A 21,408-nucleotide genomic window follows, 5' to 3' on the forward strand; every position below is an offset into this window, starting at 1 on the left:
ACGTCCCCGGCAACATTCTCGAATGGATAGGCGGGTTGCTTACTTTGCCATGCCATTATGCTATAAGCATCCGTTTCCTTATGTGGATCATTATGACGGCCTTAGAAAACATTCTCAAGCTGAGTCGTAATGCGCCCACGCGGGCAGGACACGCCCCGGCAAGATCAATATCACTTTTTTTAAATCGTTGTCTCACAATTAGGAAAATCCTAACACTTCTCTGTCATTTCTTTTAAAATGACGCCCTCCGAGGTAACAAGACATAAAACACATTGCATTTCGGTACCAGCAAAACCCAGGTTTACTATCACCTCCTTGATCTGGATGACTCACAAAAACAGCAATGCCTTGAACATTTGCAACAGAGTCAACCTGAACTATATCGCCAAGTCGCCGCTCTGCTGGCTGGTGAAAGTGAAGACGAGCCCTTCAGCCAACTGTTGGGCTTTGGCGCCCATCACGCAATGATTCGCGACATCGATCTTAGTGGTGAGGTCGTCAGCAAATACCACCTCACGCATGAGCTGGGCCGTGGTGGTATGGGAGTCGTCTATGCCGCCAAACGAGCCGATAAAACCTTTGAACAAGATTTAGCGATCAAGTTTATCCAGAGCGATTTAAGTAACGTATTGGGCCAACGGGCGCTGTTTGATGAAGCTCAGTTGCTGGCGCGCCTGAACCACCCATACATCGCCAAAGTGTTTGATGGTGGCCTGCATGGCGATTCGGTTTACATCGTGATGGAAAGGGTATTCGGCCAGACCTTAGGCGACTACCTCACAACCACCGCAGTGAAAGATGATGACAAGCTGCGGTTGTTCAAACAGATTTGCCAGGCGGTGGAACACGCCCACCGCCATCAGGTACTGCACGCGGATCTCAAACCGGAGAATATTCTCATTGACCGCAATCTCCGGCCTAAGCTGCTGGACTTCAACCTCACCCAAAAAGCACAGACTGGCAAAGAAGACTCGCCCGGCACTTTAATTGCCTTCAGCCAACACTACGCCAGCCCAGAGCAACAGGCAGGAAAACACCTCAGTGAACAAAGTGATGTGTACTCCTTGGGTAAGATTCTGGCACTGATGTTTCCACGTCCCCCCGTTTGGTCTGACGTGTACTGGGTGATTCGCCGTGCTACCCGCCCGGCGAGTCAGCAGCGTTATACCAGCGCCCAGGAGTTCGCTAACGACATCCAACGTATGCTTGAGCGCCGGCCTGTCGAGCAAAAAAAACACTGGCCGCTTTACAGCGCGCTGCGTTTAATACAGCGGCGACCTTTACCGGCGCTACTGACCCTGACCCTGCTGGTCTCTGGCCTGCTTTTTGGCCAGACCCTGGTGGTTAAAAATGCCCAACTGCACCAAGAGAAGAAGGTTGCCGAAGACATGATGTATGAGGTGACCCGGCTGATGTTTCATGCCAAAGGCGAGAATGCTGAACACATGTCGGTCAACACCATGCTGGAACTGACCCGGCGAAGGATTTTATCCAATCCCGACATTCCCAAACACATTAAGCAAAAAATGCTTATCGCAATGATGACGCCAGTACCAGAGAGCCCTCCGGGGCAAACCTCCGGTTGTCAGCCTGATTGTGCCCCCTATAACCGTATCAAACCGTAAGGCTTAATAACCAAAATGTATTCCCGTCTCGTTGCCATTGGCCTTGCCGCTTTATTAACCGCCCCAACCTGGGCGGCTGACTCAATATCAGCCCCCATTACCCCGGAGGCCACATCGACCATCAAGCAAGGCTATTTCATTGATTCCCCGGTAACGGGCTTGTATTACCAAACCAGTTCTAACCTATCTGGTTTCACGCAAAAAGGCGCCTTTCAGTATCAGCCTGGCGATGTGATCAGCTTTTTCCTCGGTAACGATGACCAGGGGTATTTGCTCACCACGCTGTCCAGCCAGGAAGTACTGACGCCCACCATGGCCACCACGAAACCCAGCCGCAGCATCAACATGACGCGCCTGTTACTGTCACTCGACAGCACCCCGGAAAACCGTCAGGAAATCATCTTAGCCAACAAAGTCTTATCGGATCCTCGTTTCCAGGCTCAGCTGAAAAGTCTTGATCTGAACTATCTGGATGATGCCAAACACCACCTCAACTTAGACTGGGTATCCGTTGACGAGGCACTGAAGCACCTCAACGAAAGCCAGCAATACATTGAGAAAAACTTTGCCTCTGATGAGGTGATCTTCCAGCCGCGTAATATCCGCTTTAAAAACATCATCATTAAGAAGAAGGACTGGCAAGGCAGGGCGTGTGCCTTTGACATCCGTTATCAGCACCATCCGCGTTACCGTCCGCCGATTGGCGAAATAAACTTCACCATTACCGATGATACCCTGATCGAGCACCCAGGCATCGGGGATTACTTCCAGGGCTGCTTTCTGTCACCCAAACACCGTGTGACCGAAGAGTTCATCGAGCCGATCGAGAAATTCTCTGAATGGAAAAGCCTGATTGGCTGCTCTCTGACCGGGTGCACCCGCAGCGATCTGAACGGCTTCTCGTTAGAGGATTATGACGATGAGGGAGACTGGAAGTACCGCTCAGTCGCACTGAATTTTGACCCGACCACTCAACTGTTAATGGAGAAAGTCCAGGGGCTTGGCCAAAATGAACACATCCGGCACAGCAATCGCACCGAAATGCTGTGGTTTACCTATCCCGATTCCACCAGCACCGATATTGACTATCAGGGCATTTGGCAGCAGACCCGATACCACCAGCAGTCGATGACCCAGACATGCCTGTGGATGGATCACCAGCGGGTACTGCGCCTGCCGGGCCAGACCAGCACCTGCCCAACGGACACCAGCCTGTATACCCAGGACGTCACCACCGACTACGCCGACATGTGGTGGATTAACAATCAGCACCCCAAAGCAGAACTGGCGCAGATGAACGTGATGGTGCGCTGGTCACCGACTCCAGAACAAATCAATTATACTACCTGGGAATACCTTCCGGCTGGCAAAACCTGGGAACAGGGTATTTTGTACCGCTACCAGCAACACATCAGCCGTAACCGGGATGGCTCTGATCGGATTGAGACCCACACCATCTCTGAATTTGTCAAAGTTAACGAGGATGTATGACGATGGCTTCACATTCAACCCTGTCCCATATCATTCAACAATGGCAAGCCGGCAATAAGCTGGCGGAAAGCGAGTTGTACCAGTTCGCTTACCTGCAGTTGCGTAAAATTGCCCAGCAGGAGCGCGAGCGCAACGCCGAGAGATACGGAACCGACAACAAAGTCTTTGCTGACAGTGTCAACAGCACCACAGCGCTAATCCATGATGCCTACCTGAAGATGTCTAACGCTGACATGAATGGCATTGAAACCAAACGGGATTTTTTCCTCATGGCCGCCAAAGTGATGCGCCAGATCCTGATCGACAATGCCCGTGCCCATCAGGCCCAGAAACGTCAGCACATGACGATGCTAAAAGACGAGGATGACCGATTCGAGCAGCTGATCATCATGGATAAAGCCCTGGACAGCTTTAGTCTGCGTTACCCTCGTCAGTCCAACGCACTAAAACTCAAATATCTGATGGGAATGAAAAACCAGGAAATCAGCGAACTGCTCAAGTGCAGTGCCAGTTTGATCGAAAAGGATTTAAAATTCTCCCGCAGTTGGCTGCAATCACGCATGGCGCACGCATAATTTATGAACAAGAGACTCTGGCCCATTGCTATACTCAGTGTTGGTTTGCTGGCCGCCTACTGGCTGTTGGGAGACCGCTCTATGGCGTCCGCGACTGGCTCATCACCAACAGCAAACCGTGCGGCCCCCCCAGCATCTGCACATGGTGAGCCCGGCGCTGTGATCGAGCTAAAACAAACGCTGATGACTGCAGACGAGCTGAAAATAAGCCCCTTCCCTGACGGCACAAACGTCGCAGAGCCAATAGCCAATAAGCTCACCGAACAGGCTCAAGAACCTTTGCTCTCATCGCAGGCCAATCACTCCCACCTTCTGCAAACTGCAGCTGAGACAACGAAACCTCAAGACGATACCACGCTGAACGGTAAGCCAATCATCAACCTGGCTGTTGAGCAGCAATTGCAAACCCTCCTCTACGCCTGGGAGCTGACCCAGAACACGCCGGTTAACTACTCCCTGAATGTTGACCAGCTGTTTGAAGATCCGGATGGTGACCTGCTCACGACCAGGATCTGGCTGGAAAGTGATAACGGTTTGACTGTTCTGAACCAGGGACAAATCGTTGTCCGGGGTGCTCCTGAAAGAATCGACACCACCTCGTATGTGGTGGTCGCGGCTCGTGATGACTACCACGGTGATCAGGAGCAGGCCTGGGTAACCACCCGATTTGAACTGCCAACGATTAATGAAGCACACCACGATACGGAACATGCTCTCATAGGGGGCACCATTTACCGGCTTGAAACCACCACCCTGCTCGGCGGGCAAAAATATGCCTATGAAGTGGTGTATTGCGAAGCATTTCAGTTTAGTAACAACGAGGTGTTTTACGCCGCGGCAAACAACCAGAGAACATGCCCAAATGATACTCAGTTGGAAAAAATCGGTGAGTATCAGATCAGTGATAAGTCAGTGATTATTGCAGCCAACGGAACTCGGCAAATCTGGACCACGAAAAAGGTATACCCGTCACAAGTACAAAAAGACACCGAAAACCTCTTCATTACAGTCTATGCCGGCAAGCGCTTTGAAAGCTATACCATGCAAAAGAGTAAACCAGCGATGGAACAGCGCTTAAATGTCCACACCGGTGAATACGAATATCAAATGACCATGTTTGATTATCTCTTCCCTATGCCAGGAAAAGGCTATGTACTTGGCGTTGCTGGTAATTATATCTTTGACCGTTCAGTACAGGCAGATAACCAGATGGACGTGATGGACTCTGACCTCAATATGAAATCACCAAACCAGGACCTGTACTGCAATGATTTTCAGTCTTTCTGGTACAGCTCTGTCGTTGCCGGACCCGGAGAGTTCACTGATATCATCTCTTCGTCTGTGGATCCATTCGACAGCTCTGTTCCTCTTCACTGTGGTGAGTGGTATGACCCAAACTGGCAACGCACCTACACATTTTATAACCTGGAGTATCCAACACACGAGACTTTTTTAGAGGGTGAAGCATACAGCTACATACTCAGACCTTTGCCTCAATTTGCTGACCGGGTAGAGGAACTAAAACTCAACATGATTTACCACCGCCCAAAGGGAAGTCGAATAAAAAAAATCAAGAAAATTTAGGTTATGAGTAACGTCCGGCCCTCCCGAACGCTACCGCCAAAACCCACACTGAACAAAAATCCAAGAAATTTTACGGTTTTTTTATAGTTTTTCGTGTCTTGCCGCTTGCTTTAATTGAGGTTAAAAAGGCGCTGCTTTTTCTGTTCTCACGAAGTGAGATCAGAAAACAACAATAAGAAGCGACTTTCTCATTCGGAAACGGAACAAGGAAAAGAAACAATGAATAAGCTGAGTTTACTAGCAGCGTCAGTGGCTATTGCGCTAACCGGCTGTGGCGGTTCAGATAGTAGTTCAAACGGTGGCAGCAATGGCATTGTAATTACGGGTTTTGATGGTTACTTCAAAAACGCGGTCGTATTTGAAGATTTGAACAACAACGGTCAATGGGACTCCAGCGATAAATTCCTTGGCCTGACCGATGAGAAAGGTCAGCTTCAACTTGATGTGAAACCGGCAACTACGCTGGCCCTGCAGACGATCACACCAAACGGTGCCAAACAAAAACAACTGATTGCACTTGATCCAAAGCATGCGGGTACTTACACCGTTGATATGGATCACCCAAGCCAAGCCATGGCGCATGAAGTGGTTTTCCGTGCACCAAAGTCATCAGATGTCATTTCACCACTCACGGATCTGGTAGCGATCGAGATGGCCAACGATCCATCTGTCACTGAAGAGCAAGCGGCAGCGAAAGTAAACCTGGCACTCGGTGGTACTGAAGATGCACCAATCGATCTGTACAGCGACTTCGTTTCCGGTGCCGACAAAAGTGCCGAACTCCATAAAACCGCTCAGATTCTAACGGAATCTAAAGCCCAAAACCCGGCAAACTACGAAAAGAAAGCGACAGAGTTTGCCCAGCAGGCCGAGGCGATCGTCGGTGAGATGACACCAGAGCAAGTTGCTGACTTAAATAACAAGCCAGTGATTGAAGACGCGACACCAGACAGCAACGAATTGTCACCAGTCCCAGTATTCAACACCAAACTGGTTGTGAACGAAAGCGTTGAGGATGCGGCGAAAGACAAACTAGAGAATTTGCCAGAAATCGTCAAAGGTGCTGCTTTTGCTGGTGTTGAACTCAACATCGACGGTCTGTTTAAAGACAAAGATCAAAATCTCGTCACGCCAAAGCTAACTCACAACCTAAAAGACACCGGTATCGAAGTGAGCTTGACCGGCAACCAGCTCATCTTGTCGCCTGCCGCAACCGTGGACCAAGCGGGTGAGTTTGAGATTGTCCTGACCGCAGAAGATCAAGACTCTGCCGGCAAAGTGCTCAGCACAGTAAGCGTCGTTTTCAAACTGGAGATCGACAGCGCAAACCAAGCCCCCGTAGTGATTGAGGCTGAGCAGCAGCGTCTGCAAGCGATTATTGACGGCTGGCAGCTGCAGCAGGGTGAAGCATTCGAACAAACGCTCGATATTTCTGGTCTATTTAAAGATGAAGATGGTCAGATAACCGACTACTCTGCAGACTATGTGGAGGTCGAAGGCCTAGCGATCACTGAAAACGACAATGCCATTATCACCATTAAAGGCACCCCAGCTGACGCGCACGAGGCCGGCCAACCCTTCGCCATTAGCGTCAAAGATGACCAAGGCGCAGCTGTTCAGATGGCGTTCAGCCTGCCTGAAATAAAAGCAGGAGCAACCCCACCACCAGCGGCCCATCCACTGGAAGGTAAAACTTGGTACTACCTGGAGAGCGGCTCTTACGATGGTAATAGCAACGATGAACTCAACTACTCCCGCGTCTGGTGTGAATCCATCAAATTTGAAAATGGCATTGTATATGGCAACGAGCGCAACCTGGCTAACCGCACCAACTGCAGCGATGCTGACACGCAAATGGAACAAGCCACTTACGAAATTAACGATGGCCATCTGATTGCCACCTTCCATTTCGAAGAAGATGGCAAGCAGTTTACGGAAACATTTGCAGTAGAAGTGGCGGGTGACGCGGATAAAATTTCTCAAGGTGCCAAAACCATTGTTCATCGTGCCATCGAGGCTGAGGAGCCAGAAACCGAACGCTACACCTACTTTGCTGATAAATCAGATGCCGAAAATCGCGTTCAGGTGAAATCCGATGATGGCTACGACCAGCGCTTTGGCTACATCTACCTACCCGGCGAACAGGAAAATACCTGGGATCTGGGAATGGTCAGCTTTGCTCTGACTGAAAAAGCGCAAGGAGGCTACTCGGCTTACATCAATTTTGATGTGGAAGGCAAAGACTTCACATGTGACACCGTCAATGAATTCTACGAGTGGTTTACTTTCACCGGCGATGACATCACCCCTCAGGGCCAACAAAACTGGTACCCTATCTCGAGCTGCAACACTTACGCAGAAGATGGCGTTAAATATGCGAATATTTACTTCGATCTATCACAAGTAAACAGCCTGACAGAAGGCACCATTTACAGCTTCATCGGTACAACCAAAGCCGAAAACGCTGAGTACGTCGAAGCCGTGAAGTTCAATATGGAGTGGACCGGCACAGGCGACAACGAATAAGCGCCGCCTCCCCAAATATCAAGCCCCGCACTGCGGGGCTTTTTTTATTCTCGCGCGGTCACCTGACACACAACACATTAAGCAGTGATACCCCGGTTAACCGGTTAGGCTCGCGGTCGGCAAACAGCCCCCAACGATCGTGGCCCCAGTACGGCAACTGCAATGGCCAGTGCTGTTTCTCCATGACACCGGAATCACGCAGCAGTTTAAACTCATCAGTGGTGGCCAGCGACATATTGAGCTGACGGCACAGGGCCTGCGAATCGGCGTAATTGAAACGGTTCCACGCCTTGCCATACTCCATGTAAAACTGGTTGCCACCATCAAGCTGGTAGGGCACCACGTAAGTTTTTCCCTGCACCACTGCCTGCAAACGAACCTCAATGTTGGCGTCGGGCGATACTTTTGCCGTTGCGACCGGAGTGGGTTTGGCGGCGGGGACCACAGGCTTGGGAGCCTGAGGCTGAAACGCTTCCGTATCCGGACGGGTGGCAGCGGTTTTCTTCTTGGCGGCAGGCGCACGTCCACTCGCCGCCTGATCCTGATCCACTACCCGGATGAACGCATCCTTGTACCGGGCCAGGCGTTTGACCTGGTTTAATTCCGTTTTGGCTTGAGCAAACTCGGTATATGGACCAATCAAGCAGCGATAGCCATCGGGTTCCGGCTTCATCCACACATCCGTGGTGATTTGCTTATATAACGGTTTAGCATGTGGTAAAGGCATTGGTTTGGGGAGCAGCCCACACTGAATCCAAAAAAAGTGGTTGCCAGCCTGCGGCACTTTTTTACCCCATAATCCCTGACCGATCGGGCAAGCTTGTTCCAGTTGCGGCAAGGCTTTATCACTGGCCTGACTGGCCTGACAGAGAAAATCATTCGCAACCACAGAAGTGGAGAACAGTGAGCCAGCCAGTAGCATGCTGAGGCTCAGCCCAGGTAGGAGGATTCGCGCTGATGTCAGTGCCTTCTTCATTTCCATACGTTTCACTCTAAAACAGTTAGCGGTGATCATTATGACGGCAAAGCGCCAAAAAAAATGTGAACGAAAAGTGACTAGCAAAAAAAGAGCCGGAATATCATCCGGCTCTGAGTTTAGAAATAATTTGTGCGCTACAACAACGAATGAGCGTTAACCTTTATAAATTTTCGGGTTAAACACATCACGCAGCCAGTCACCGAGCAGGTTAATCACCAACACCAGCGTTACCAGAACGATGCCCGGGAAGGCGGTGATCCACCACGCGCCGGAGAAGATGTAGTTAAAGCCGATACTGATCAGCGCCCCCAATGACGGCTGATCGACCGGCAAGCCCAGCCCCAGGAACGACAGTGCCGCTTCCGACATGATGGCATTGGCCACCTGCACGGTTGAGATCACCAGGATCGGAGACAAACAGTTAGGCAGAATATGACGGAACATGATCCGAGGTGCCTTAAAGCCCATCACGCGCGCCGCTTCAACATACTCTTTCTTCTTCTCGGCCAGGACCGAAGCGCGAATGGTTCGCGCATACTGCGGCCACTCAGCGACACCGATGATCACCACCAGCATCACCACCGCATACTGGCTGTAAAAATCACTGCCAAAACTCGCCTTGAAGATCGCCGAGACGATGATCGCCACCATCATGGTCGAAAAAGATAACTGCACATCAGCAAAGCGCATCAGGAAGCTGTCGATCCGGCCGCCAAAGTAACCGGCCGACAGGCCAATGATAATGCCCAGAAACAGCTGTAAGCCAACGGCAAGAAAGCCGATCGTCAGTGACAGGCGCGAGCCGTACAAAATAGTGGAGAGGATATCGCGTCCCTGTTCATCCGTACCGAGAACAAAACGCTGATCGCCGTCCTCCATCCAGGAAGGCGGCAGTTCTGAGTCCATGATGTCGATGGCAGTCAGATCGTAGGGATCGGTCGGTGCCAGGATTGGCGCGGCCAGCGCCAGCACCAAAAACATCATAAACACCGCGAAGCTAGCCATCGCCACCTTATCGCGCAAAAAATAGTAAAGAAAATCCGATTGTTTAAAACGCTCCCAACGAGAAGGAGCTGCAGTTGCCTGGGTCATAATTACGCTCCTTTTCCGGTTAGGTTGACGGTTGGGTTGATAATGCCATACAGCAGGTCAACGATGGTATTGGTAACCACAAAAATCAAACCGACAAAAATAACGTAAGCGGTGATCAACGGGGTATCTACCCGGTTGATCGCCTCAAGGAACAGGAAGCCAGTCCCTGGCCACTGAAACACCGTTTCAGTCAGAATGGTGTACGCCACCATGGTACCAATTTGCACCCCACCGACCGTCAGGACCGGCAGCATGGTATTTTTTAGGGCATGTTGGTAATAAATTTTTCTTAAGTTCAGCCCCTTGGCTTTGGCAAACTTAATGTATTCCGAGCTCAGCACTTCCAGCATCTCTGAACGAACCAGGCGGATAAACAGCGGCAACATGATCGACGCCAGGGCAATACACGGCAGGATCAGGTGTTTAATGCCATCGACGGTGAAAAAGCCCGATTCCCAGCCAAGTACATTGGCCGTTTCTCCCCGCCCATAGGAAGGCAGCCAGCCCAGCTCGATCGAGAAGACATACATCAGCATGATGGCGGTGAGGAAGACCGGGATTGAAATTCCGACACTGCTCATCGCCATGACAAACTTGGTGAAGACACTCTTCGGGTGAATGGCGGAATACACCCCCAGTGGTATCGAGAAGACGATGATGATCAGTGTCGCACCAAACACCAGCTCTAGTGTAGCCACCAGCTTATCGAGGATCACCTCCACCGCTGGTCGCTTGAAAAAGTAAGATGTCCCTAAGTCACCTTGCAGGGCGTTGCCCACAAAGCGCGTATATTTTGTGATAAAGGGATCATTCAGGCCCAATTCATCACGCAGTGCCTGCCGCTCTGCTTCCGAAACCGACTGACCAACAAGCTCACGCAACGGGTCACCCAGATTGTCCTGTATGGCAAACGCCACCAAACTGATCACAAACATCACTATCAGTGCCTGAAACAGGCGCTTGACCAGAAACGAAAACATTCCTTGCCCCTTAACTATCCATAGTTCTCTAATCAGAGAAAAACTCAGTCTGCAAACCAACTCAATCCGACTGAAATAAAATTGAGCCGAGTATCGAGTACCATCAACAAGTACTGACGAAGGAGGGAACCCTGTTCCCTCCTGATGACTACATGCCGGGGTTATTCAACCACCAGATCACCAAAGTAAGGCATCACCATTGGGTTGACGATGTCTGCCGCTTTCACGTTAGACTTCGCGCCCCAGGCTTCACTTTGCCAGTGTAGCGGCACAAACGCGGCGTCGTTATACAACGTAGCTTCAACCCCTTTGAGCATTTCGGCGCGTTTCGCCGGATCGGTTTCAACGTTCGCCGCTTCAACCACTTTGTCCATCTCAGGGTTTGAGTAGTAACCACAGTTGTACTGGCCGCGACCGGTCTCTTCGTTACGTGTCATGGTCAGGAACTCGTTGAAGTTCGCCGAATCTTCCGTATCCGAGTGCCAGCCGATCATCAGCATGTCAGCCGCACATTTGTCGAACTCTGGCCAGTACTGCGCTTTCGGCATGGTCTTCAGATCCACCTTGATGCCGATCTTAGACAGCATCGCGGCTGCCGCTTGGGCCACTTTCGCATCGTTCACGTAACGGTTATTTGGCGCCATCATGGTCAGGGTAAAGCCTTTCTCGTATCCCGCTTCTTTCATCAGCTGTTTGGCTTTTTTCAGATCGTAGCGAGGAACCAGCGCTTCGTTATGGCCCACGTAACCAGCCGGGCTCTGTTGACCTGCGGCTGTGGCGAAGCCTTTCATGATTTTCTTCACGATACCTTCGTTGTTGATCGCGTGTACGATCGCCTGACGCACGCGCACATCTTTCAGCGCTTCGTTGCTATTTTGGTTCATTTGGAAGGTGATGATACGAGTACCCGGTAGTGTTACCAGATCAATACCTTTGGCCTCTTTCACCCGCTTGTGGTCATTAGGGGCCACCGGGTGGATCATATCCACACCGCCGGAAAGCAGCGCAGCAACACGCGTGGCATCTTCTTTGATTGGTACCAGGGTCAGCTTGTCGACGTTCCCTTTCGACGCTTTGTCCCAGTAATCTTTGAAGCGCTCAAACTCGACTTTCACGCCCTGTTCACGCGCCGTGACAATAAACGGGCCGGTACCGGAAACGTTGGTCGATGCAAAGGAGTTACCGTGCTTGACCAGCTCCGCTTTGTCTTTGCCGTCTGCAGTAGTGCCGCTGTAGAACTTGCTGTCCATCGGGAAGATGTACGTCGCGGTTTGCAGCACCAGCGGGTATGGGCCTTTCGTCACCAGGTCAAACGAGTAATCATCCACTTTGACGATTTTCTCATACGGGTCAAAGATGGCCTTGAAGTCAGGTGAACTCAGCAGACGCTCGAATGTCCAGACGACATCATCAGCGGTCAGTGGGTTGCCTGAATGAAATTTCACTCCCTCACGCAGCTTGAAACGCACCGTGGTCTCGTTAATACGCTCCCAGCTTTCCGCCAGGCGAGGTTCAAAGTCCATTTGTTGAGTGAAGCGGACCAGTGGGTCAAATACCATGTGTGACATCTGCAATGTACCACCAGACAGTTGCTCATGCGGGTCCAGCGATACGGGATCAGCCGCGTAGCCAACTTTAATATCGGCAGCCAGTGCATTAAAACTCAGGCCTGCTGCCATCAGCGCCACTGCTAATTTGCTTTTCATGGTTTTCATTTGCATAACTCCTTCATGCGGGAATCCGAGTCCCTTGTTGTTGTGTTTGCGTCTTTTTATGACTAAAGATCGCCAAGCGAGAAACTTGGTTTAAGCCGTTGTGATGTCTTCTCTTAAGCCAGTGAACTCTGGCATCAGCGAGATCAGTTTTTTGCTGTACTCATGCTGAGGATGGTTAAATAACTGCTCTGTGGGGGCCACCTCCAACAGGGTACCCATCTGCATTACCCCCACCCGGTCACACATCTGACGAATAACCGGAAGGTCATGACTGATAAACAACATAGTCAAGTTCAGCTCACTTTGCAGATCTTTCAGCAAATTCAGGATCTGAGCCTGAACCGACACATCCAGCGCCGATGTCGGTTCATCACAGATCAAAAGGCGTGGCCGGGTCGCCAGTGCGCGCGCAATTGAAATACGCTGACGCTGGCCGCCGGAGAATTCATGCGGGTATTTAACCCCTGCCATTTTACCCAGCCCGACATGGTCAAGCAGGTCATTGACGATCTGACGGGTTTCCGCTTCGTTGCGGGTCAGCTTATGGAAACGAATCGGCTCGGCAATAATGTCACAAACCTTCATTCGCGGGTTCATCGAGGTATAAGGATTCTGAAACACCATCTGCATCTGGCGACGCATCGGACGACGTTCTTTTTCTGATTTCAAAGCGGTGAGATCGATGCCTTCAAACGTCACTTTACCAGAGTTAGGCTCATACAGGCCGGCAATCACCCGGGCAATGGTGGATTTACCCGAACCCGACTCACCTACCAGACCAAAGGTTTCGCCTTCGTGCACTTCAAAACTGACGTTGTTGGATGCCTGTACGTATTCACGACGACTTTCAAACAACGAGTCTTTAGTAATAAAGCGCAGGTTAACGTTTTCTACCTTGAGTAATGGTCCGGTGTACTCCCGCTGATCCTGGCTTTGGCCTAACCAGTGGTTTTTGATATCCAAAGGTTCCAGCTCGCTGGCTTCTTCGATGTAGCTCACCAACGGGAAACGATCGAGTTTTCGGTCAGAACGCGGTACCGCAGAAATCAGGCTGCGTGTGTAAGCATGGTCCGGGTCACCCAACACCTTGGCGGTCGGGCCGAACTCAACCAGATCGCCCCGGTACATCACCGCAACCCGATCGGTAACATTGGACACCACCCCCATATCGTGGGTGACCAGCATACAACCGACATTGTTCTTGATGCACAGCTCACGGATCAGGCTAAGAATCTGGTCTTGGATCGACACGTCTAAGGCGGTGGTCGGCTCGTCAGCAATGATCAGATCCGGCTCTCCTGCCAGGGCAATCGCGATCACCACACGTTGACGCATACCACCGGAAAACTGGTGCGGATACTGCTTTAAGCGGTTTTCCGGCTGAGGAATGCCCACTTGCTGCATCAGAGAAAGAGCACGCTGATACGCTTCTTCATCCGAAACCTTCATGTTGGCATGAATGGTTTCTTTGAGTTGCTGCTCAACCGTAAATAAGGGATTCAGCGAGGTCATCGGATCCTGGAAAATAAAACCAATCTTAGAGCCGCGAACCTTACGCATCGCTTCTGGCGATAAGCCAGACACCTTTTCACCATCTAAATACACATCACCACTGGCAATGCGTCCCGGAGGGCTCAACAAATCGATAACCGCGTTACCGACGGTGGATTTCCCCGCCCCGGATTCACCCACCACCCCGACAATCTCACCCCGTTCAATATTAAACGAGAGTGAGTTGACGGCGGCATGCACACCATGACGTGATGGGTATTCAATACGTAGGTTTTTCACCTCTAATAGTGACATTTCAGACCTCTACTGCCTTGTCTGTGGTTTTAAAGCGCACACACTCTGTGCCATTCACCACCTAAATGAATCCGTTCAAATCCAGAATAATACTCTGAAATCTAAATGCGCCCCCAATTTGGCAAAAAACACACAAAAAAGCAACAATTAAAGTATATTTCGCCGGAAAAACCCAAAATGAACGCACAATACGCGAATAAAAATGCATTAACAAGTATTTAACCACTCTTGCAACTGCCCGTTTTTGTGCGCTTCGCACCAAAAAAGACAGCAAAATACTCTAAAAACACACCAACTGGAATTATTGACAAAAGCAACATTATTCACGGAGTGCAATTAACATACACCAAACAATATTCCGGTAAATCTGTATTTTTTCGACATAAAATGTTACTAACAAAATAGTATGCAAAAACAAAAAGCCAAAATAGCCGCAGATAAACATCGCTCAAAATGTGAGCACAACAGCAAAACACCTCATCTCGCAGCTATGCGTCAATTACGCATTTTTTGCCTCAGGCACTCCCCCGCTCAGTCAAATGCCGGCATATAACACACTTTTTGTCCATCGATAAGGTTAGCAATGTTAATATGGCACAAAACCGAAGTAAGTGAGCGTGAAAGCGCCAATAGAAAAGGAGCCTGTGTGCTTAAAGCGATTTTTTTTGATATGGACGAAACGCTGTGTGGTACGTCAAATGCGGACAAGCTCGCCGGGCAGACGTTCACCGATTGGATCCAAACCACCTACCCACAGTTGCCCGATGCACACGCGTTCGTACAGCGTTACCTGGCTGGTGTATACAAAAAACTTAACGCGGAATACCCGCAGCTGGTCGCGTTGCTGCCCAACGAGCATGCTTTTCGTTGTGGGCTGATCAAAACCATCCTGGCCGAGCAAGGTATCTCCGTTAGCGAAGAAGCCGCGCGGCAAGCACAGAACTTTTTTGATGCTGCGCGCATGCGCGCTTTTACCTTCCTGCCTGGGGTAAAAGAGATGCTTGAGGCACTGCGCCCCGATTACCAACTGGTGGTGATCACCAACGGCCCGGTATTTTCCCAACACCCCAAGCTGGCGGCGACCAATATGAGTGAGTGGGTTGACCATATTATTGTCGGCGGCGAAGAGCCGGAAGAAAAGCCAGCCGCCAGCATTTTCCAGAAAGCTCTCGCTCTGACCAACACCAAGCCGGAACAAGCGCTACACATCGGTGACTCTTTGACCGCAGACATCGCCGGGGCCAATAACCTGGGTATTGTCAGCGTGTGGGTCAACCACGATCAGCAGGACAATGACAGCGAGATCCAGCCTGATTTCGAGATCACCCACACCGTCGAGCTGCTGGAAATCCTCAAAACCCTTGACCGCTAAACGCGCCGGCAATCTAAAGACCTGCCCACCAGCGGTCGGAGCCACCTGTTCAGCCAGATGCGCTCCGGCCTCAGGTTCCTGGCTCCTTAAGCAGCGAAGACAAAAAAAGCCCCGATATTGCTATCGAGGCTTTTAAATGATGGTCGGTGAAAAGGAGTTCAATCGGACTGGCGCTCCAGCCCCGCACACACCAACATAGTTATTTAAATAGAAAAAAACCATCATTTCTGGTGAGGTTTCTTAATAGTGGTCGGTGAAGAGGGATTCGACGCGGCTGGGCTTCCAGCGCCCGACCTTCTGCTTGGCGATTTTTAATACCCGGAATGCAAAAAAGCCTCGATATTTCTATCGAGGCTTTTAAATGATGGTCGGTGAAGAGGGATTCGAACCCCCGACCCTCTGGTCCCAAACCAGATGCGCTACCAAGCTGCGCTATTCACCGACTTGTGTTTTATCTCGACCTGGGCCAAGAATGGAAGCAAAGCTACCAGAATAATGGGGTGGCTAACGAGACTTGAACTCGCGACAACCGGAATCACAATCCGGGGCTCTACCAACTGAGCTATAGCCACCATCAAATTTTGCATCAACCGGCATTTGCCGTTATGTTCCCGCATGACAGCCAGAACATAGAAAGTGGTCGGTGAAGAGGGATTCGAACCCCCGACCCTCTGGTCCCAAACCAGATGCGCTACCAAACTGCGCTATTCACCGACTTATGTTTTATCTCGACCTGGGTCAAGAATGGAAGCAAAGCTACCAGAATAATGGGGTGGCTAACGAGACTTGAACTCGCGACAACCGGAATCACAATCCGGGGCTCTACCAACTGAGCTATAGCCACCACTACTTTTTTAACCGATAACATCCCCCGAGGCGAAAATGGCGCGCCCGAAAGGATTCGAACCTTCGACCTTTGGCTCCGGAGGCCAACGCTCTATCCAGCTGAGCTACGGGCGCATGCCCTATCGGCGGAGTGGAATAATACGGATATCACACTATGCCGTCTAGTACTTTTTTTACTTTTTTTTCCGTTTGGTCTCTTTTTCGACAGTTATTCCGCTTTGAAGTCGATTTTAGATGTGATTCACGCCCTGTCACGAACAAGTTGTTGTTTATTGCAACAACTTAACAGGATATAATCACCCAATATTTACATTGATTTAACAGCTGCGTCGTATCTGTTTAATCATTATTACGCCACTCCGTTGAATTTTCTAGAGCATAATTTTCAGGAGTTGGCCTTAATACTCTAACTATATAAGACAGGTAAGGTTCTTACCTCGGGAATGTGAAGTGGGTTAATGGATATGTCTCAACGAATGATTAGCGTTTTGTTCGCTGCTTTAACTTTTTCAACAGCAGCTCTGGCTTCTGACATCAGCCAAACGGAATACGATGCGATTGCAGAACGCATCAAACCCGTTGGTGATGTCTATCTGGTTGGCAGTGAACCAGTCAAAGCGGAGCCTTCAGGCCCTCGCGACGGCGCAACGGTATACAATACATTCTGCATGGCGTGCCACACGACCGGCGCATCCGGCGCGCCAATTAAGGGAAACGCAGGAGCCTGGGCTCCACGCATCGCCCAGGGCAAAGATGTACTGACCGATCACGCAATCAACGGCTTTAATGCCATGCCGGCTCGGGGCACCTGTATGGACTGTTCAGACGATGAAATCATCGCCGCCATCGATCACATGCTCGAAGGCATGTAACCCTCTTAGCACATAAAAAGGCTTGCCACCCGGCAAGCCTTTCTGTTTGCATCACTTATTGAACATCGCCCTCAGATTGGCAATGTGGGCCTGGCCCTTGACCATACGCTCTTCCTGGCTGAGCGGCTTCTTGTTCACTTCCCACTCCACATCATCAAAGGGCAGCTCATCCAAAAAACGACTCTGGGTCGGCTTGATCAACTCACCGAACTGCCGCCGCTCCTTACACATGGTAAAGGTTAACTCACGCTGGGCGCGGGTGATCCCCACGTACATCAAACGACGCTCTTCTTCGACGTTCTCTTCATCAATACTGGTTTGGTGGGGCAAAATCCCCTCTTCTGAGCCGATCAGGTACACATAAGGAAACTCCAGCCCTTTTGACGCATGCAGCGTCATCAGCTGCACGGCATCACTGTCTTCCTCTTCCTCTCCCCGCTCCATCATGTCGCGCAACGTCAAACGCTGTACCACCTCTTTCAAGGTTTTCTCTTCCTGATCGTAATTATCACCTTCCAGATCGGCCACAATCCATGAGTATAGATCCGAGACGTTTTTCATCCGCATTTCCGCCGCCTTCGGACTGGAAGAGGTCTCGTATAGCCAGTCTTCGTAATTGATATCACGCACCAGCGAACGTACGGCGGTGACCGTATCGCCGCGTTCAGCCTGATCGCCAATTGCCACCAACCACTGAGTAAAGCGGCGCAGATTATCCAGCCCCCGGCCATGCAGGTGTTGTTCAAGTCCCATTTCAAAACTGGCCTCAAACAAACTTTTCCCGCGCATGTTGGCGTAACTGCCCAGCTTTTCTAACGTCACCGGGCCAATCTCACGCCGCGGTGTATTCACAATGCGCAAAAAAGCGTTGTCATCATCCGGGTTCACCAACACCCGCAGGTAAGCCATGATGTCTTTGATTTCGGCACGGGCGAAAAATGACGTCCCGCCCGAGAGCTTGTACGGCACCCGGTTCTGCATCAACGACTTCTCTATCAGGCGTGACTGGTGGTTGCCGCGATATAACACTGCATAATCTTTGTAATCGGTTCGGTTGAGGAACTTATGCGCGATCAGCTCACCGGTCACCCGCTCCGCTTCGTGCTCTTCATTTTTCGCCAGCAAAACTTTGAGCTTTTCACCGTCCGGGATCTCAGAAAACAGTGATTTTTCATACACGTGTGGGTTATTGGCAATCAGGATATTGGCCGCGCGCAAAATCCGACTGGTGGAACGGTAGTTCTGCTCCAGCTTAATCAAACGCAGGTTAGGGTAATCTTCACCCAATAACACCAAGTTCTGCGGCTTGGCGCCACGCCAGGAATAAATCGATTGGTCATCATCACCGACCACGGTCAGGCGGCCGCGCTCACCGACGATCAGCCTGACCAGTTCATACTGGCTGGTGTTGGTATCCTGATACTCGTCGACCAGCAGGTAGCGAATACGGTTTTGCCAGCGCTGGCGCACATCGTCATTGGTACGCAGTAACAGCACCGGCAGCAGGATCAGATCATCAAAATCAAGCGCATTGTAGGCTTTCATCTGTTTCTGATACATCTCAAAACAGAAAGCAAACAACTGTTGCTGCTCGCCTTTGGCATGTGCTTTCGCCTGCTCCGGGGTGAGCATGTCATTTTTCCAGTTAGAAATCGTACTCAGTAACTGACGCAACAGATCCTTATCACCATCCAACTGTTTTTCAGTCAACTCTTTCAGCAATGCCAGCTGATCCTGGTCATCAAACAGAGAAAAACCCGCCTTGAGGCCCAGCGCTTTGTACTCGCGTTTGATGATATTGAGGCCCAGCGTATGAAAGGTCGAGACCATTAAGCCTTTAGACTCATTTTTACCCAGCGTCTGACCAACCCGCTCTTTCATTTCGCGCGCGGCTTTATTGGTAAACGTCACAGCGGCAATATTGCGTGCCTTGTAGCCACATTGCTGAACCAGATAAGCGATCTTGTTGGTGATCACACGGGTTTTACCGGAACCGGCGCCGGCCAGCACCAGGCAAGGACCTGATACATATTTGACGGCTTCGTCTTGACTGGGATTCAGCTTCATAGTGGCTCTCTGTGGAATCAATCGAGGCGCCTATAATAAAGGCGCAACATCACGAATGCCATGCTCAATCGACGCAATTTTTTCCTCATCAATAAAAAGTATTTGTTGCATAATAGGCGACTAATTGCGCTATAATGAATGAACGTTCATTCACTAACAATCTGATCAATGTCCAATATTACTGCTGCTGATAAACGCGAGCAGATTTTATTCGCTGCTGAAAAACTCATTGCGGAATCTGGGTTTCAAGGTTTATCCATGCACAAACTGGCCAAAGAAGCCGGGGTTGCAGCCGGAACCATCTACCGTTACTTCACAGATAAAGAGCACCTCCTTGATGATGTTCGCTTACAGGTCGCCAAACGAATTGCCAGCGCTGTTCAGGCCAACGTTACGGACGAGATGTCGCTGAAAACCCGTTATCGCACCATGTGGCTCAATATCTGGAATCTGGCGGCATCCAACATGGAAACCATCAGCAACCGGGTCCAATATGAATCTCTACCCTGTACCAAAAGTGCAAAAACTCGGGAACTTGAGCGAAAAATGTTTGCCCAAGTGGATCGTCTTTTTACCCAAGGGAAAGAAGAGGGCCTTTTTAAATCCCTTGATAATGAAATTCTGTTTGGGTTGAGCCTGGAAGCGAGTGTCACTCTGGCGCGAAAACATGCTTTAGGATTTTATCAACTGGATGACATCGCGCTGGAAGCGTCAATTGAAGCCAGTTGGGATGCAATCATTACACACTAATTTGGAGTTCTTAATAGAATGAAAAAGTGGACTTTCTTTATGTTACTTATCGCGGTACTGCTGTTTGGCAGCGTGATAGGTTTTAACCTGTTTAAACAACAAAAGATCGCTGAATACATGGCGAATCGTCCTGAGCCGGAGTTTCCGGTTACCGTCACGGAAGTAAAAGCGGTTGACTGGGTACCGGTGATTGAAGCAATTGGCTTTATCGAGCCTAACCAAGGTGTGACGATTGCCAATGAAACCAGCGGGGTAATTGACAAGATCGCTTTTGATTCAGGCACCTCTGTTGAAGAAGGCCAACCTCTGGTCCTACTGGATTCCGAAGTCGAAAAAGCCAATCTGAAGAGTACACAAGCTAAACTGCCGGCAGCGCAAGCCAAGTACAAACGCTACCAAGGGCTGTACAAAAAAGGCTCGATTTCGAAAGAAGCCTACGATGAGGCTGAAGCAAACTATTTCTCACTCAAAGCCGACATTGAGAGCTTAAACGCCTCAATCGACCGCCGGGAAATCAAAGCGCCATTTGCGGGCGTGGTCGGTATCCGCAATGTCTATCTGGGCCAGTACCTGCAAGCCGGTACCGATATCGTTCGCCTGGAAGACACCAGCGTGATGCGCCTGCGCTTTACGGTGCCACAGACCGATATTTCACGCATTTCTCTCGACCAGGAAGTCGATATTTTTGTTGATGCTTACCCAGAGCGTACATTCAAAGGCTCCATCTCTGCCATCGAACCGGCGGTCAACATCCAAAGTGGCCTGATCCAGGTGCAGGCTGATATTCCAAACAGTGATGGGCAGCTGCGCAGCGGCATGTTTGCCCGCGCCAATATCATTCTGCCTAAGCTGGCAAACCAGGTAACCCTGCCGCAAACCGCCATCACCTTTACCCTGTATGGTGACAATGTCTACATTGTGACAGAAGAAAACGGTGAGAAACGCGTTAAGCAGCACGTGGTAAAAGTAGGTGAACGCACCAAGGATATCGCTCACATCCTCGACGGTGTCAATGCGGGCGATATCGTTGTAACGTCCGGCCAGGTTCGTCTGAGTAACGATGCAAAAGTTCGGGTGGTAGAAAGCGATGCGACTACGCCACCGGCTAAAACCCCAATGCTGTAACTG

The 21,408-nt window shown here is 50.4% G+C and carries 15 protein-coding genes, 5 tRNA genes and 1 pseudogene; 9 read left to right on the top strand and 12 right to left on the bottom strand.

Annotation, left to right across the window (positions count from 1 at the left end; genetic code table 11):
- The first annotated feature begins 272 nt into the window (after window positions 1-272).
- The 5 genes from P2G85_RS10040 to P2G85_RS10060 all read left to right on the top strand — a co-directional run bounded on the left by P2G85_RS10040 (window position 273) and on the right by P2G85_RS10060 (window position 7,801).
- Window positions 273-1,625: a serine/threonine-protein kinase gene (locus tag P2G85_RS10040; RefSeq protein WP_275863969.1), complete on the top strand. Its 1,353-nt coding sequence runs from the start codon at window positions 273-275 to the stop codon at window positions 1,623-1,625.
- A gap of 15 nt (window positions 1,626-1,640) precedes the next feature.
- On the top strand, window positions 1,641-3,116 hold the full coding sequence (locus P2G85_RS10045) for a chromosome partitioning protein ParA (RefSeq protein WP_275863970.1): 1,476 nt from the start codon (window positions 1,641-1,643) through the stop codon (window positions 3,114-3,116).
- A 2-nt stretch (window positions 3,117-3,118) separates the two neighbouring features.
- The gene (locus tag P2G85_RS10050) at window positions 3,119-3,691 is read left to right on the top strand and encodes an ECF-type sigma factor (RefSeq protein WP_275863971.1); all 573 of its coding nucleotides are present in this window, start codon (window positions 3,119-3,121) and stop codon (window positions 3,689-3,691) included.
- A gap of 3 nt (window positions 3,692-3,694) precedes the next feature.
- Entirely contained in the window at window positions 3,695-5,275 is a 1,581-nt protein-coding gene (locus tag P2G85_RS10055) for a hypothetical protein (protein WP_275863972.1), read from the top strand.
- Window positions 5,276-5,494: 219 nt separating this feature from the next.
- Window positions 5,495-7,801, top strand: a complete 2,307-nt coding sequence (locus tag P2G85_RS10060; protein ID WP_275863973.1) for a hypothetical protein — start codon at window positions 5,495-5,497, stop codon at window positions 7,799-7,801.
- A gap of 58 nt (window positions 7,802-7,859) precedes the next feature.
- On the opposite strand, the gene P2G85_RS10065 is transcribed toward P2G85_RS10060, so the two are convergent.
- From P2G85_RS10065 to P2G85_RS21505, 6 genes and pseudogenes are all read right to left on the bottom strand, one after another.
- The gene (locus tag P2G85_RS10065) at window positions 7,860-8,783 is read right to left on the bottom strand and encodes an SPOR domain-containing protein (protein ID WP_275863974.1); all 924 of its coding nucleotides are present in this window, start codon (window positions 8,781-8,783) and stop codon (window positions 7,860-7,862) included.
- Between the two features lie 150 nt (window positions 8,784-8,933).
- Window positions 8,934-9,872 (bottom strand): ABC transporter permease, encoded by a 939-nt coding sequence (locus P2G85_RS10070; RefSeq protein ID WP_275863975.1) that lies wholly within the window; start codon window positions 9,870-9,872, stop codon window positions 8,934-8,936.
- 2 nt (window positions 9,873-9,874) lie between these two features.
- Window positions 9,875-10,852, bottom strand: coding sequence for an ABC transporter permease (locus P2G85_RS10075; RefSeq protein WP_275863976.1), 978 nt, complete (start codon window positions 10,850-10,852; stop codon window positions 9,875-9,877).
- A 161-nt stretch (window positions 10,853-11,013) separates the two neighbouring features.
- Window positions 11,014-12,567: an ABC transporter substrate-binding protein gene (locus tag P2G85_RS10080; RefSeq protein WP_275863977.1), complete on the bottom strand. Its 1,554-nt coding sequence runs from the start codon at window positions 12,565-12,567 to the stop codon at window positions 11,014-11,016.
- A 90-nt stretch (window positions 12,568-12,657) separates the two neighbouring features.
- The gene (locus P2G85_RS10085; protein WP_275863978.1) at window positions 12,658-14,373 is read right to left on the bottom strand and encodes an ABC transporter ATP-binding protein; all 1,716 of its coding nucleotides are present in this window, start codon (window positions 14,371-14,373) and stop codon (window positions 12,658-12,660) included.
- Window positions 14,361-14,581: pseudogene (locus P2G85_RS21505) on the bottom strand (hypothetical protein). Before P2G85_RS21505 ends, P2G85_RS10085 begins: the two are co-directional and overlap by 13 nt.
- Before the next feature lie 438 nt (window positions 14,582-15,019).
- Here P2G85_RS21505 and P2G85_RS10090 point away from each other — a divergent pair.
- Window positions 15,020-15,745 carry an HAD family hydrolase gene (locus P2G85_RS10090; protein ID WP_275863990.1) on the top strand — a complete coding sequence of 242 codons (726 nt, stop codon included), beginning with the start codon at window positions 15,020-15,022 and terminating at the stop codon, window positions 15,743-15,745.
- Between the two features lie 365 nt (window positions 15,746-16,110).
- Here the strand turns inward: P2G85_RS10090 and P2G85_RS10095 are convergent.
- The 5 genes from P2G85_RS10095 to P2G85_RS10115 form a co-directional block, all read right to left on the bottom strand.
- Window positions 16,111-16,187, bottom strand: a tRNA-Pro gene (locus P2G85_RS10095).
- A gap of 54 nt (window positions 16,188-16,241) precedes the next feature.
- Window positions 16,242-16,317, bottom strand: a tRNA-His gene (locus P2G85_RS10100).
- 65 nt (window positions 16,318-16,382) lie between these two features.
- Window positions 16,383-16,459 (bottom strand) — tRNA-Pro (locus P2G85_RS10105).
- Between the two features lie 54 nt (window positions 16,460-16,513).
- Window positions 16,514-16,589, bottom strand: a tRNA-His gene (locus tag P2G85_RS10110).
- Window positions 16,590-16,628: 39 nt separating this feature from the next.
- A tRNA-Arg gene (locus tag P2G85_RS10115) sits at window positions 16,629-16,705 on the bottom strand.
- A gap of 344 nt (window positions 16,706-17,049) precedes the next feature.
- Between P2G85_RS10115 and P2G85_RS10120 the strand changes: the two genes are divergently transcribed.
- A complete protein-coding gene (locus tag P2G85_RS10120; RefSeq protein ID WP_275863979.1) occupies window positions 17,050-17,463 on the top strand; it encodes a cytochrome c5 family protein in 414 nt (137 codons plus the stop codon).
- Window positions 17,464-17,514: 51 nt separating this feature from the next.
- On the opposite strand, the gene rep is transcribed toward P2G85_RS10120, so the two are convergent.
- Window positions 17,515-19,530: a DNA helicase Rep gene (gene rep, locus P2G85_RS10125; protein ID WP_275863980.1), complete on the bottom strand. Its 2,016-nt coding sequence runs from the start codon at window positions 19,528-19,530 to the stop codon at window positions 17,515-17,517.
- A gap of 168 nt (window positions 19,531-19,698) precedes the next feature.
- Here rep and P2G85_RS10130 point away from each other — a divergent pair, with 168 nt between their 5' ends.
- A complete protein-coding gene (locus P2G85_RS10130) occupies window positions 19,699-20,280 on the top strand; it encodes a TetR/AcrR family transcriptional regulator (RefSeq protein WP_275863981.1) in 582 nt (193 codons plus the stop codon).
- Window positions 20,281-20,298: 18 nt separating this feature from the next.
- Window positions 20,299-21,405 (top strand): efflux RND transporter periplasmic adaptor subunit, encoded by a 1,107-nt coding sequence (locus P2G85_RS10135; protein ID WP_275863982.1) that lies wholly within the window; start codon window positions 20,299-20,301, stop codon window positions 21,403-21,405.
- Window positions 21,406-21,408: the final 3 nt, after the last annotated feature.

The sequence above is a fragment of the Vibrio sp. CAU 1672 genome (assembly GCF_029223195.1).
Lineage (GTDB): Bacteria > Pseudomonadota > Gammaproteobacteria > Enterobacterales > Vibrionaceae > Vibrio.

Bases quoted from the DNA above. Each gene is read 5' to 3' on its own strand.
- P2G85_RS10045 (WP_275863970.1), top strand. From the start codon at position 1,641: ATGTATTCCCGTCTCGTTGCCATTGGCCTTGCCGCTTTATTAACCGCC.
- P2G85_RS10050 (WP_275863971.1), top strand. From the start codon at position 3,119: ATGGCTTCACATTCAACCCTGTCCCATATCATTCAACAATGGCAAGCC.
- P2G85_RS10055 (WP_275863972.1), top strand. From the start codon at position 3,695: ATGAACAAGAGACTCTGGCCCATTGCTATACTCAGTGTTGGTTTGCTG.
- P2G85_RS10060 (WP_275863973.1), top strand. From the start codon at position 5,495: ATGAATAAGCTGAGTTTACTAGCAGCGTCAGTGGCTATTGCGCTAACC.
- P2G85_RS10065 (WP_275863974.1), bottom strand. From the start codon at position 8,783: ATGGAAATGAAGAAGGCACTGACATCAGCGCGAATCCTCCTACCTGGG.
- P2G85_RS10070 (WP_275863975.1), bottom strand. From the start codon at position 9,872: ATGACCCAGGCAACTGCAGCTCCTTCTCGTTGGGAGCGTTTTAAACAA.
- P2G85_RS10075 (WP_275863976.1), bottom strand. From the start codon at position 10,852: ATGTTTTCGTTTCTGGTCAAGCGCCTGTTTCAGGCACTGATAGTGATG.
- P2G85_RS10080 (WP_275863977.1), bottom strand. From the start codon at position 12,567: ATGAAAACCATGAAAAGCAAATTAGCAGTGGCGCTGATGGCAGCAGGC.
- P2G85_RS10085 (WP_275863978.1), bottom strand. From the start codon at position 14,373: ATGTCACTATTAGAGGTGAAAAACCTACGTATTGAATACCCATCACGT.
- P2G85_RS10120 (WP_275863979.1), top strand. From the start codon at position 17,050: ATGGATATGTCTCAACGAATGATTAGCGTTTTGTTCGCTGCTTTAACT.
- rep (WP_275863980.1), bottom strand. From the start codon at position 19,530: ATGAAGCTGAATCCCAGTCAAGACGAAGCCGTCAAATATGTATCAGGT.
- P2G85_RS10130 (WP_275863981.1), top strand. From the start codon at position 19,699: ATGTCCAATATTACTGCTGCTGATAAACGCGAGCAGATTTTATTCGCT.
- P2G85_RS10135 (WP_275863982.1), top strand. From the start codon at position 20,299: ATGAAAAAGTGGACTTTCTTTATGTTACTTATCGCGGTACTGCTGTTT.